Annotated in this window: 16 protein-coding genes; 10 read left to right on the top strand and 6 right to left on the bottom strand. The window is 44.5% G+C overall.

Going from position 1 to position 12,337, the window contains the following annotated elements; translation table 11 throughout:
- Nucleotides 1-175 precede the first annotated feature (175 nt).
- A complete protein-coding gene (locus tag P8596_RS08355; protein WP_263497663.1) occupies nucleotides 176-343 on the top strand; it encodes a YjzD family protein in 168 nt (55 codons plus the stop codon).
- A 33-nt stretch (nucleotides 344-376) separates the two neighbouring features.
- Here the strand turns inward: P8596_RS08355 and clpB are convergent, their stop codons facing one another.
- Together clpB and P8596_RS08345 are read right to left on the bottom strand one after the other, a co-directional pair.
- Nucleotides 377-2,968, bottom strand: a complete 2,592-nt coding sequence (gene clpB / locus P8596_RS08350; protein WP_279726573.1) for an ATP-dependent chaperone ClpB — start codon at nucleotides 2,966-2,968, stop codon at nucleotides 377-379.
- A 121-nt stretch (nucleotides 2,969-3,089) separates the two neighbouring features.
- Complete coding sequence (locus tag P8596_RS08345) at nucleotides 3,090-3,269, bottom strand: YjzC family protein (protein WP_034763424.1); 180 nt, start codon at nucleotides 3,267-3,269, stop codon at nucleotides 3,090-3,092.
- A 194-nt stretch (nucleotides 3,270-3,463) separates the two neighbouring features.
- Between P8596_RS08345 and P8596_RS08340 the strand changes: the two genes are divergently transcribed.
- Both P8596_RS08340 and P8596_RS08335 read left to right on the top strand, forming a co-directional pair.
- Nucleotides 3,464-4,273 carry an undecaprenyl-diphosphate phosphatase gene (locus P8596_RS08340; RefSeq protein ID WP_034763423.1) on the top strand — a complete coding sequence of 270 codons (810 nt, stop codon included), beginning with the start codon at nucleotides 3,464-3,466 and terminating at the stop codon, nucleotides 4,271-4,273.
- Nucleotides 4,274-4,344: 71 nt separating this feature from the next.
- Complete coding sequence (locus P8596_RS08335; protein WP_279726571.1) at nucleotides 4,345-5,037, top strand: Crp/Fnr family transcriptional regulator; 693 nt, start codon at nucleotides 4,345-4,347, stop codon at nucleotides 5,035-5,037.
- 59 nt (nucleotides 5,038-5,096) lie between these two features.
- Here P8596_RS08335 and P8596_RS08330 read toward each other — a convergent pair whose 3' ends face one another.
- Both P8596_RS08330 and P8596_RS08325 read right to left on the bottom strand, forming a co-directional pair.
- Complete coding sequence (locus P8596_RS08330) at nucleotides 5,097-5,405, bottom strand: metal-sulfur cluster assembly factor (protein WP_060670294.1); 309 nt, start codon at nucleotides 5,403-5,405, stop codon at nucleotides 5,097-5,099.
- Nucleotides 5,406-5,489: 84 nt separating this feature from the next.
- Nucleotides 5,490-6,263, bottom strand: coding sequence for a prolyl oligopeptidase family serine peptidase (locus tag P8596_RS08325; protein WP_279726569.1), 774 nt, complete (start codon nucleotides 6,261-6,263; stop codon nucleotides 5,490-5,492).
- Nucleotides 6,264-6,452: 189 nt separating this feature from the next.
- Between P8596_RS08325 and P8596_RS08320 the strand changes: the two genes are divergently transcribed.
- The 3 genes from P8596_RS08320 to P8596_RS08310 all read left to right on the top strand — a co-directional run bounded on the left by P8596_RS08320 (nucleotide 6,453) and on the right by P8596_RS08310 (nucleotide 7,715).
- A complete protein-coding gene (locus P8596_RS08320; RefSeq protein WP_034763418.1) occupies nucleotides 6,453-7,268 on the top strand; it encodes a Cof-type HAD-IIB family hydrolase in 816 nt (271 codons plus the stop codon).
- A 109-nt stretch (nucleotides 7,269-7,377) separates the two neighbouring features.
- Complete coding sequence (locus tag P8596_RS08315) at nucleotides 7,378-7,524, top strand: hypothetical protein (RefSeq protein ID WP_167562130.1); 147 nt, start codon at nucleotides 7,378-7,380, stop codon at nucleotides 7,522-7,524.
- Nucleotides 7,524-7,715 carry a DUF3813 domain-containing protein gene (locus tag P8596_RS08310; protein ID WP_034763417.1) on the top strand — a complete coding sequence of 64 codons (192 nt, stop codon included), beginning with the start codon at nucleotides 7,524-7,526 and terminating at the stop codon, nucleotides 7,713-7,715. Before P8596_RS08315 ends, P8596_RS08310 begins: the two co-directional genes overlap by 1 nt.
- Nucleotides 7,716-7,755: 40 nt before the next feature.
- Here the strand turns inward: P8596_RS08310 and P8596_RS08305 are convergent, their stop codons facing one another.
- Both P8596_RS08305 and P8596_RS08300 read right to left on the bottom strand, forming a co-directional pair.
- Entirely contained in the window at nucleotides 7,756-8,139 is a 384-nt protein-coding gene (locus tag P8596_RS08305) for a Gmad2 immunoglobulin-like domain-containing protein (RefSeq protein WP_279726567.1), read from the bottom strand.
- Between the two features lie 54 nt (nucleotides 8,140-8,193).
- The gene (locus tag P8596_RS08300) at nucleotides 8,194-9,048 is read right to left on the bottom strand and encodes a YitT family protein (RefSeq protein ID WP_224520467.1); all 855 of its coding nucleotides are present in this window, start codon (nucleotides 9,046-9,048) and stop codon (nucleotides 8,194-8,196) included.
- Nucleotides 9,049-9,214: 166 nt separating this feature from the next.
- On the opposite strand from P8596_RS08300, the gene P8596_RS08295 reads away from it, so the two are divergent.
- The 4 genes from P8596_RS08295 to P8596_RS08280 all read left to right on the top strand — a co-directional run bounded on the left by P8596_RS08295 (nucleotide 9,215) and on the right by P8596_RS08280 (nucleotide 12,330).
- Complete coding sequence (locus tag P8596_RS08295) at nucleotides 9,215-10,072, top strand: DegV family protein (RefSeq protein WP_279726565.1); 858 nt, start codon at nucleotides 9,215-9,217, stop codon at nucleotides 10,070-10,072.
- 57 nt (nucleotides 10,073-10,129) lie between these two features.
- Nucleotides 10,130-10,261, top strand: coding sequence for a DUF3941 domain-containing protein (locus tag P8596_RS08290; RefSeq protein ID WP_094075248.1), 132 nt, complete (start codon nucleotides 10,130-10,132; stop codon nucleotides 10,259-10,261).
- 153 nt (nucleotides 10,262-10,414) lie between these two features.
- Entirely contained in the window at nucleotides 10,415-10,906 is a 492-nt protein-coding gene (locus tag P8596_RS08285) for a YajQ family cyclic di-GMP-binding protein (RefSeq protein WP_034763412.1), read from the top strand.
- Nucleotides 10,907-10,977: 71 nt separating this feature from the next.
- Complete coding sequence (locus P8596_RS08280; RefSeq protein WP_279726564.1) at nucleotides 10,978-12,330, top strand: CoA-disulfide reductase; 1,353 nt, start codon at nucleotides 10,978-10,980, stop codon at nucleotides 12,328-12,330.
- The last annotated feature ends 7 nt before the right edge of the window (nucleotides 12,331-12,337 follow it).

Here is a 12,337-nt window from a genome sequence, read left to right as displayed (position 1 = left end):
TTATAAATTTTCGGCCCCTATCCTCCAACAGATGACAGGGTTTACATTTCACAGATTAGTCATTTATTAATTGTTGAAGCTGTGGTAAACTAATAAAGATTGAAATGAGTGACAACATATGCTTGAATGTGTTCAATACATAGGAATGAGGTGACTTGGCGTGAGATTTTTTTGGATGTTCTTCTGGGCTTTTGCATTGTCCGAAATGCTGACTTACGTTGTAAGTTCAATGAATGGAAACGAATTTCATTTTCAAACAGGATTAATCCTTTCCGTTTGTTTCGCGGTACTGGTATTCCTTATCACGCTTGTTATTCCAAACGAGCCTGTAGAAAACCATTAAAAAAAGCAGCCAAATCCGGCTGCTTTTTTTCATTTAATGAATCGTTAGACCATTTTCACCTGCATCAATCGTGATGGTTCGACCCTGTTGGATATTTCCGGCAATGAGTTCTCTTGCAAGCTTGGTCTCGATTTCCCTCTGAAGATACCTTTTTAATGGACGTGCTCCATACACGGGATCATAGGCGGATTCCGCGATGAATTCCTTCGCCTCCTCTGTCAGGGTAAGGATGATTTGCTGTTCCTCTACCCGATGCTGAAGGTCCTCAATAAGTTTATCTATGATCCCCTTAATATTTTGGATGCTCAATGGTTTAAATAGAATAATGTCATCCACACGGTTAAGGAATTCAGGTCGAAACGCGGAACGAAGCTGCCCCATCACAAGATCTTTCGTATCGGGGTCAATCTCTCCCTCCCCTTTATTACGTTCAAGGAGATGAGAAGATCCGATATTGGATGTCATGATGATCACGGTGTTTTTACAATCAATGGTCCTTCCCTGAGAATCGGTGATCCGACCATCGTCAAGCATTTGCAGAAGAATATTGAATACTTCGGGATGGGCCTTTTCAATTTCATCCAGTAAGATGACTGAATAAGGTTTACGCCTGATCGCTTCCGTCAGCTGACCGCCTTCTTCATAGCCAACATATCCAGGAGGTGCACCAATCAAACGGGATACCGCATGCTTCTCCATATATTCAGACATATCGATTCGGATCATCTGCTCTTCGCTGTCAAATAACGTTTGGGCAAGTGTCTTCGCAAGCTCTGTCTTCCCGACTCCTGTCGGGCCTAAGAAAATAAAGGAACCAATCGGTCTGTTCGGATCCTTGATCCCTGCCCTGGCACGAATGACGGCATCACTGACCAGTTGTACCGCTTCATCCTGGCCGATCACCCGTTCATGAAGAATGTGATCAAGCTTCAACAACTTCTCCCGTTCTCCTTCTACAAGCTTTGTGACCGGAATGCCTGTCCATCTCGCCACAATGTTCGCGACTTCTTCTTCTGTCACTTCTTCACGAAGCAGGCGCCCTTCCTCTTCTTTCATCATTTCCTGCTCCACTGCGGCAAGTTCTTTCTCCATGGCCGGAATCCGTCCGTGCCTGAGCTCAGCGGCTTTATTCAAATCATAATCACTTTCGGCTTCTTCGAGCTGGCGCCTGAGTTTCTCCAGCTCTTCCCGCTTCTCCTGTACGACGGAGATACTTTCTTTCTCCTTTAGCCACTTTAATTTCATGGTGTTCGCTTTTTCCTTCAGATTGCTTAGATCTTCACGGATACGTCCGAGCCGCTCCAGACTTGCAGCATCTTTCTCCTTATTCAACGCCGCTTCCTCGATTTCAAGCTGCATCACTTTACGTGTCACTTCATCGAGCTCTGATGGCATCGAATCGATTTCCGTCCGGATCATCGCACATGCTTCATCGATCAGGTCGATGGCTTTATCAGGGAGGAAGCGGTCTGATATATAACGATCGGACAGGCTGGATGCAGCTACGATGGCCCGGTCATGAATATTGACCCCATGATGGATCTCAAAACGTTCCTTCAACCCTCTCAGGATGGAAATCGTATCCTCCACATTCGGTTCCTGTACGAGCACTTGTTGAAATCGTCTTTCCAGGGCAGGATCCTTCTCGATATACTTTCGGTATTCATTGAGGGTCGTTGCCCCGATGCAATGAAGCTCCCCTCTGGCAAGCATCGGCTTCAGGATATTCCCCGCATCCATGGCCCCCTCTGTTTTTCCTGCACCTACAATCGTATGGAGTTCATCTATGAAAAGAAGAATGCGTCCTTCACTCTTTTTCACTTCTTGGAGTACGGCCTTCAGCCGCTCTTCAAACTCACCCCTGAATTTCGCTCCAGCGACTAAAGAGCTCATGTCCAGCTCGAAAATCGTCTTATCCTTCAAGCCTTCGGGTACGTCCTTACGAACAATCCTCTGTGCCAGACCTTCCACAATGGCGGTTTTCCCTACTCCCGGCTCTCCGATCAAGACGGGATTATTCTTCGTTTTCCGTGAAAGAATGCGAATGACGTGGCGAATTTCACTATCTCTTCCGATGACAGGATCGATTCTGCCTGACCTCACATCTGCCACAAGATCCCTTCCGTATTTCTTCAGTGCTTCATATTTCACTTCCGGGTTTTGTGTCGTCACCCTGCTCCCTCCTCTTATCTCTTCAATGATTTCTCTGACGTTCTTTTCTGTTACCCCTTGCTGCATTAAGTACAGCGTTATCAGATGCTGTTTCTGCTTCCACAGGGATAGAGCAAGATGCTCGACGGAAATATAATCGTCTTCCCATTTGCGTTTTAAACTCTCACTTTCAGAGAAAAGTTGATGGATATCCCTTGAAAGGTACTGTCCATATTGGATTCCTTCCCCCTCTACTGAAGGGATGTCATCTATCTTCTCATCGATCCATTCCGTCAAAGACTGAATGGTTACCCCCGCCCGTTCATATATGGTGCGAAGGAAACTCTCTTCCGACCCTAGCAGCGACTTCCACAAATGCAGCGCACTTATATCTGTATGTAGCTTTTCAGCAGCCAATTGACCAGCGGTAGCCAACCCTTCCTGAATGCTGTGGGTCATGCTATCAAGATTCATTATCTGCCACCTCACATTTTGACCTTCATTGACCTTTAATGACATTATATCCCTTTCATTCGAAAAGGAAAAGAAAAAGGAACAAGGATTGCCTTGAACGGGGCACCCTTGTTCCAGATGGTTAAGGTTTTCTCATATACGACCATAGGCGGTTATGGTTGGAGTTCTCAGGAAACCTGTCCCCTGCTTTCAAACGCAGTTTTTGCGGATTCTTTACCATGCTCCCGGTTTCACCGATTTCTATATACTCACCATTGTTCGGTGCCTTTTCGCCGGCCCTGAATTGTCGTGACTGTCCCATTCTTACCCCTCCTTTTTCGAAGCGATGCTTCTTTCCTATTTTTCTACAAGCGTGACCATTCATGCATGCCAGATGAAGGATAAATATGATAATCCCGTTACGGTTCGGTTAACATTCGGAAAAAGGCTTTACAGTCTTTCCCTTAATGGTGTTAAATTAAAAAATGTGGAGAAAAAAAGCTTGGAGGATATACAATGGATTTTTATTTGATTATGAAATACTTATTTTTAGGGATTTTTCAAGGGTTCACGGAACCGATTCCGATCTCATCCAGTGGACACCTGCTGCTTGCACAGCATTTCCTTGGTATCAAAGACACAACACTGACCTTTGAAATTCTGGTCAATACGGCATCTTTACTCGCTGTTCTCATTATTTACCGGGAAGACATCTTACGCCTCATCGTAAATGGCCTCGGTTATTTCAAGCAGAAAACACCCGAAACAAAACGTGATTTTCATTTCATCATATACTTACTGATCGGCACAATCCCAGCAGGGGTGATCGGTATATTATTCGGCGATGTGATTGAGGAACATCTTACTTCTGTCATCACGGTAGGTATCACGCTCATCGTTACAGGTATCGCCCTTTGGATGATCCGTAACCTGAGAGGAAGAAAAAATGATGGAGACTTAAATGTAAAGGACGCAATCATCATCGGTCTTGCACAGGCAGTTGCCCTCATCCCCGGAATCAGTCGTTCAGGTGCAACGATCGTTGCCGCCATGGCAAGCGGTATGAAGGCAGAAACAGCCTTGCGTTTCTCATTCCTTCTTTATATACCTGTCAGTGTGGGCGTCATGGTATTTGGGATAAGCGACTTGATGGGTGATCCGAACCTTGCTTCCATGGCGATTCCATATACAGTTGCCTTCATTGCTTCCCTGATTGCTTCTTACTTCTCATTGAAGTGGTTCATGAATATTATGGCAAAAGGGAACTTGAAATACTTCGCTATTTATTGTGTCGCGGTCGGAGCAGCCGTCCTGATTTTCACATAAACCTTCTATCCGTCGGGTATCTTTGGTAAGCTTGTTAGAATAAGACATTTTGATGGAAACGGTGTGATCTCATGAGTGAGAATATTGAACTCCCTTCCGAGATAAAACAATTATTCATCGATAAAAAGTCGGTGAGAACCTTAAAAAAAGGACGTTTTTTGTTTCAAGAAGGAAAAGCGGCTCACGAGTTATATTTAATCAAAAACGGTCGGGTTCAAATAAGCAAAGTCATTCCTGATGGACGGGAATTATCCCTACGCATCTGTTCAACGGATGATGTCATCGGAGAATTGACTTTATTCAGTAAAGAAGCCTACTACATGCTCAGCGCAAAAATACTTGAGGACACGACGGTTTATGTTTTACCGAAAGAAACGTTTGAAGAAACACTTTCCCAAAACGGTGATCTGACCATACAATGGCTGAAATGGATACAGCTTCAAAACCAGCAGAATCAGACAAAGTTTCGCGACCTCATCCTTCATGGAAAAAAAGGAGCCCTGTATTCTACCCTGATCCGCATGACCAATAGCTACGGAAAAGCCGTTAACACCGGTATTCTGATCGACCTGCCCTTAACCAACCAGGAATTGGCCAATTTTTGCGGAACATCCAGGGAAGTCGTGAACAGATTATTGAGCGAACTGAAGAAAGACAACGTCCTTATGTCGGAAAAAGGATACATCACGATTTTGGATCTGGAATATTTGAAGAATGAAATTGACTGTGAGAATTGCCCGGTCTCCATCTGCCGGATTGATTGATCTAAACATGAAAAACCCCCTGAAGCAAGCCTTTCAGGGGGTTTCTCTTGTATCGGGTATTACCTGATTCCCAATGCGATTTTCGCATAGCGGGACATATTATCTTTGCTCCATGGTGGATTCCAGACGATGTCTACCTCTGTTTCTTTCACTTCGGGAATGTCTCTCAGTGCTGTTTTCACTTGATCCACAATGGTTCCGGCCAGGGGACAACCCATTGATGTAAGGGTCATGGTGACTGTTGCTTTTCCTTCCTCATCGAGATCAACATCATACACTAAACCTAAATTCACTATGTCTATTCCTAATTCAGGGTCGACAACCTGCTCTAAAGCACCCATCATATTATCTTTAAGATCTTGATCCATGCTAATCACTCCTTCATGCTTATACTTGTCTCTTACCCATTTTCATTACTCATCTTAACAAATAACCACGTATAAAACAAAAGGTTAAGCTGATAAATGCATCTCGAACCACTCGACAAGCCGTAATACGCCTTCTCTCGTAACCTTGTGATCGGCTTTATCATCTTCTATGAACAGCAGATGATCTTCCCGTTCCTCATAATAAGGCAATATGCTGTCATAGAATTCCCTGGTCAAATGGAAGGGGACGACTTTGTCGCGCTTTCCATGCCAGAACATGAGGGGTCTGCCCCCGAGCTTCTCAGGTTGAAGGCTAAGATCATAATGGGCAAGCTCACTCATCATGCTTTCGATTTCCCCTTCACTAAATGGCAGGTCATATCCAAGCGATTCCACTTGAGCGAGCTGGGCCTGTGCAAATTTCACATATGTAGGGTTCCCCATCAGTGAAACGGCTGAAGAAATCCATTCATATTGAGTAAGGGCACCAAGTGTAACGATCCCCCCCATGGATGTTCCTGCGACACCGATTCCATTTGGTGTGATCAGCCCTTTTTCTTCAAAGTGCTCTTTCAATATGGATAATTCATGTATGGTATTCAACACGATCTTCCAAAAAACTTCTCCTAATTGATACTCTGACTTTCCAGAAGATCGTTCTCCGTGCTCTAAACAATCCGGGAGTATCACCCTGAACCCCTTTTCAGCAAGAAGGTATGCGTAGTGAAGATTATGCTCTTTCGCACTCGTAAAGCCGTGAATAAAGAAGCATGTCGGTAACGGTTTATTCATGTCTTCTTCCCTCACAAGATGAAGGAATGGGATCGTTTGTATAGTTGATTTATCAATAAGAATCATGATGGTTCTCTCCCTCCTGATTGCTTTTCACTTTACTATGATATCCTAGATTTGGTAGTATGTATAATATTTAAATCGAAGGCGTATGTAAACATTTCTTAAAATCTATGTGCAGGCGGTGGACAACTTTCTTCGTGTAACGCTACACTAGAATAGCCTTCATACCAATAAGATTGGGGATTTGTATTCATGAACTCACAAGAAAAACATCTGATTGTTCTGGATCTCGATGGAACATTATTAACCGATGAGAAGAAAATCTCGTCCAAAACACATGATATATTAAAAAAAGCGCGCCATAAAGGGCATGAAGTGATGATTGCAACTGGCAGGCCGTTTCGTGCAAGTGAATTGTATTATCAACAATTGCAGTTGACCACTCCCATTGTCAATTTCAATGGGGCATTCGTGCATCACCCGACCGACCCATCATGGGGAGTCTATCATGAACCGATGGATCTCGATGTGGCCAAACAAATCATCAATGCTTGTGATGATTTTCCATTCCGTAATATCGTCGCTGAAGTGATGGATGATGTCTATCTTCATTATCATGATGAAAAGATCATCGATGTATTTATGATGGGTAACCCTTCCATTTCAACAGGTGATATCCGGAACGTATTATCGGATCATCCAACTTCCATGCTCATTCATGCTGAAGAAGAGGATGTAGCCGACATTCGTGCCCACCTCGATGATGTTCATGCAGAACTGATCGACCATCGCCGCTGGGCAGCACCTTGGCATATCATTGAGATCGTTAAATCCGGATTGAATAAAGCTGTCGGGATAGAGCGTGTGGCTTCTTCCTTGAATATCCCCCAAGAAAGAATCATCGCATTCGGGGATGAGGACAATGACTTGGAAATGCTCGACTACGCAGGAACAGGTGTCGCCATGGGTAACGCCATTGATCCACTGAAGGATATCGCGAATGAAGTGACACTTTCGAATGAAGAAGATGGCATCGGGCGTTATCTGCAAAAACGCTTCGACTTATAAATTCTGATGGAAACGGTGGGTAAATCTTCTTACTGTACGTTCCGCCTCCGAGAGCCATACTAGAAGAGAACGCATCCAGCGTTCCAACTTGCACAAGGGGTGGTAAGTGATGGGTAGAAAATCGAAACGATTTGTACAACAAGGTAAAATTGCTGTATCAAAACATGACGAACGTATCCCGTATCATCTGACGTATGCAGAAGCAGAGGCTAAGAAGCTTGCTTCACATGGTGACGGTGCAGGGGGGCTGGAATAATGAGCAATCCACTATTCCAGCAGGCACGTACCGCTGTATCTTCCGCTAAACAGGCATGCAGTACGGGAGAAAACGCTCAAATGTCCATTGATAAAGCGAAGAATGCTTTGTCATCTGCTTACGCTAACTCGAATGTCGAAGAGCAGAAGCAGCTTCATGCTCTTCAGGACGAGTTAAACCGCCTTTCATAAGCTAAATCAAACAGGGTTGCCCGTAAAAGGGCAACCCTGTTTATTTGTATGGAAGAACGACAAGATAACTGTGAATGATCTTCCCGTCCCCCTCATCCCGCTCATATAAATTCAGGTACAGCTTTCCATTTCTCCTTTTCAACTCAGGGAGTATGATGGAAAACTCCGTCCAGGCAGGAGCTTCTTTATTCACTTTCAGCAGCGTTTCCGGGAGGAGAACCCGATGTCCATCCTCAACCATATAGTAAAAACTTCCACTCGATACACGGGCTTGTCCAGTGACCGTAAAGCGACCTTTGACCTCCCTTACCTTTACATTTTTAAAGGAAGTATGTTCCTTGGGTAATACGCTCTCTGCTCCCGATTTGGCGGGGATCCCCAATAACAGGATTGAGCTGATCAGTATATACACGATGGCTTTCAAGGTGATGCCCCTTTCTATCTGGGTTCACCTATAGTATTTGTTAAACATGAGAATCTAATCTTTTCGAAAGAACCCGAATATCCCGGTAGTCTGAACGATATTTGTAAACGCATTTGGGTCTACATCCTTGATCGTATGTTCAAGCTCGTATAATTCATACCGGGATATGACGATGATTAACATCTCTTTGTCCTCTCCGGAAAATGCCCCTTTAGCAGGCAAAGTCGTAATTCCCCTCACAAGTTTCGAATGGATGGCTTCACGCAATTCATTCGATTTCTTGGTCACAATCATTGCTGTAAGCTTTTCATGACGTGTATGAATGGCATCGATGACACGTGTGGAAGCATATAACGTGACTAACGTATACAATGCTTTCTCCCAGCCGTAAAGAAATCCGGCAGAAGTAATGATCACTGTATTCATCAAGAAGAAATAAGACCCAACCGGTTTATCTTTCATCCTCGAAAGGATCATGGCGATGATGTCCATTCCCCCGGTGGAAGCTCCCCATTTCAAAGTGATCCCGACACCTACAGCGGCGATGACCCCTCCGAATACCGCATTAAGGAGGATATCCGGTGATAATTTAATGACAGGAATCACTTCAAGGAAAAAGGAAGTCATAAATACAGAAATAAAGCTATACACAGTAAAGGAACGGCCGACCTTCAGCCAGCCCAGAATGGTTACAGGAATATTAAGAATGAATAATAAAATACCTGTTGAAATATTGAATGGTGCAAACTCCTTCAGTAAGCTTGACAGCAGCTGGGCAAGTCCCGTAAAGCCGCTCGCATACACATTTGCCGGAATAAGAAAGAAGTTCATGGCAATGGCCCCTAAAAGGGATCCCACCAGGACCACGACAAATTTCTTCGCCTCTAATTGAACATGATCTCTCGACATACACATACCTCCTGCATCTTGTTGTTATTTTCTATGTTCCACATTTCATCTTACCTAAACTCCCTCTACTATTCATCTTTTTATCCAAATTCACGTTCAATCGATTGTTATTTTCACAGAAAATCGCTAGACTAAAGCTATAAAGATAAGTCAAAGGATGATGAGGATGACAGTAAAATTATTTGCTGATAGTGCAAGCGACCTTCCTGCTGCCTATTTCAACGAACACAACATAGAGCTACTTCCGCTTAAAGTACATATAGATGGTCAGGACTACGAGGACTTGATCACCATTGAACCGAAAACCGTATTCGATAAAATCAGGGACGGACATATGCCGAAAACATCCCAAGTCTCACCGGACCTGTTCCTGAAAAAATTCACACAGCTTGCAGAATCAAATCAATCCGGCATTTACATTGCCTTCTCCTCCCAATTATCAGGCACGTATCAAACGGCTGTCATGATCCGGGATCAGGTTAAGGAAGATCACCCTGATCTTGATTTGACCATCATCGATTCGAAATGTGCATCACTCGGATATGGATTGGTCGTCATGAAAGCGGCCGAACTCCTGAACAACGGCGGGACAAAAGAAGAAATCATTGAAGCCTCCCGCTTTAACTCAGAGCATATGGAACATCTTTTCACCGTAGAAGATCTTGAATATCTGGCAAAAGGAGGACGGGTCTCAAAAGCTTCTGCCTTTCTCGGCGGACTCCTTAACATCAAGCCCCTTCTCCATGTGGAAGACGGGAAACTTGTTCCGATTGAAAAAATGCGCGGTAAGAAGAAACTCCTTAAACGCATTTTAGATGTGATGGAAGAACGTGGTGACGATCTTTCAAATCAAGTCATCGCCATCAGTCATGGCGACGACGAAGAGCTCGCTCTTGAAATGAAGCAGCTCATAGATGAAAAATTTTCACCGAAGGACGTTTACATCAGTATTATTGGATGCGCCATAGGTTCTCATACAGGGACAGGGACCTTAGCCATATTTTTCTTAAACCAGCACTCATAAACTTCTCTCCCCTTCCCCATACTAATAACGAGATCCAATACGGAAGGGAGAATCATCATGCCACATACTTCTGATAACGAAAAAAAGGCGAGGGACAACAATGCCCTGCGCCAGGAAAAGAATAAAATCAAAGAAATAAACCGGAAAGCCGGTAAAAATCAATACTCCAAAAAAACGGATCATCTGTAAGGGATGAACCGGCCCGAAGGCACCCGTTCTTTCTTGAAGGGGTGTCTTTTGTTTTCCCCCTAAAAAAACCTGCACCATTTCAACCAAAGAAGTTGTATGTCCCGTCACAGCTTGTCTATAATGAAAAGAGAAAAAAGGTTGGAGGGGTTATATATGGCAAAGGAAAGTTCGTTTGACATCGTATCCAAAGTGGATATGTCAGAAGTGAGCAATGCGATTCAAATCGCGTTGAAAGAGGTTCAAACCCGTTATGACTTCAAAGGGAGCAAGAGTGACATTAAATTGGACGGTGAGGAAATCGTCCTCGTCTCTGATGATGAATTCAAGATGAATCAGTTGAAGGACGTCCTTCTCAGTAAGCTGATCAAGCGTAACGTCCCTGTGAAGAACCTTGATTACAGTAAGCTCGAAGGTGCATCAGGCGGTACTGTCCGTCAGCGTGCCAAGCTTGTACAGGGAATCGACAAAGACAACGCTAAGAAAATCAACACGATCATCAAGAACTCCGGCGTGAAGGTAAAGAGTCAGGTTCAGGATGATCAGGTCCGCGTTACCGGTAAAAGTAAGGATGATCTCCAAAAAATCATCGCAGCCATCCGTGAAGCTGATCTTTCCATTGATGTACAATACGTAAACTTCCGTTAATACCGGGTTTTCCAAAGAAGTCTAATGGGTACAATAATGCCATTAGACTTCTTTCATTTAGGAGGAAAAACATGAAGAAAAAAGTCATCATCATCGGTGCCGTAGGAGGAGGAGCGACGACAGCCTCTCAAATCAGGAAGCTCGACAATGATATCGAGATTATCCTGCTCGAGAAAACCTCTTACTTATCCTACGGAGCCTGCGGCATGCCCTATTACCTGGGAGATGTCATCAAAGACAGGGAAAGTCTTTTTGCCGCAACTCCTGAACAATTACATACCAAAAAAAATATTGACGTCAAAATGCATCATGAAGCGTTAAAAATCGATCGCGAGAAGAAATCTTTACTTATCAGGGATCATGACCGCAATGAAGATTACGAGGAAACCTATGATTATCTCGTCCTTGCAACGGGAGCCTCCCCCTTTATACCGGATATTCCGGGGATCGACCAAATCCCGTCTTTCCATCTCAGAACCGTCGAAGATATGGACAGGATCAAACAATTCCTAGAAACCTCCAAACCTGATTCATGCACCATCATCGGCGGTGGATTCATCGGGGTCGAAATGGCTGAAAACTTCACTCATCTAGGAATGAAGGTGAATATCGTCGAAAGGTCTGAGCACGTCATCAGTATCATTGATGAGGAGACAGCTGCAGGATTGCAGAATCATATCACGGAAAAAGGGGTAAAGCTGTATACGAATGATGGTCTGAAAGAAGTACTGCCGGAGAATACGTTAAAGCTCGACAGCGGGGAAACGTTACAGTCCGACTTCATCCTTCTCTCAGTCGGAGTGAAACCCCGGAACCACCTGGCGAAGGATGCCGGCTTATCAATCGGGGAATCAGGTGGGGTCGTCAGCAATGAGTTCATGCAAACCGACGATGATTCCATTTATTCAGTCGGTGATGTCGTCGAGTCCATCGACTTCGTTGACGATACGCCGAAACAAGTACCCCTTGCATGGCCGGCTCATCGGCAAGCCTATATAATCGCTAAGCACCTGTCCGGTGACCCTGTCCCTTTCAAGGGAATGCTTGGAACGGCGATTGCCAAAGTATTCGACCTTTCCATCGCTTCAACGGGACTTGGAGAAAAAGAATTAAAGGAAAAAGGCTATACTTATCAAACCGTCGTGCACGAAGGAAAGTCCCACGCCGGCTACTACCCCGGGGCCCATGACGTATATGTCCGCGTCCACTTCTGTCCTGAGACCGGTAAGATCTTCGGGGGAAATGTGGTAGGCGGTGAAGGGGTCGATAAACAAATCGATATCCTGGCCACTGCCATCTACGGTGGACTCTCGGTCACCGATCTACAGGAAATCGAGACCTGCTACGCCCCTCCCTTCTCTTCACCGAAAGGATTGTTGAATATGATTGGATATAAGGCTGCAGGAAAGATGAAAAAGAAATGATGCACAC

The organism is Rossellomorea sp. DA94 (assembly GCF_029834455.1).
GTDB lineage: Bacteria > Bacillota > Bacilli > Bacillales > Bacillaceae_B > Rossellomorea > Rossellomorea vietnamensis.
The sequence above is the reverse complement of the archived record's forward strand: the minus strand, read 5'-3'. Positions and strand labels throughout refer to the sequence as shown.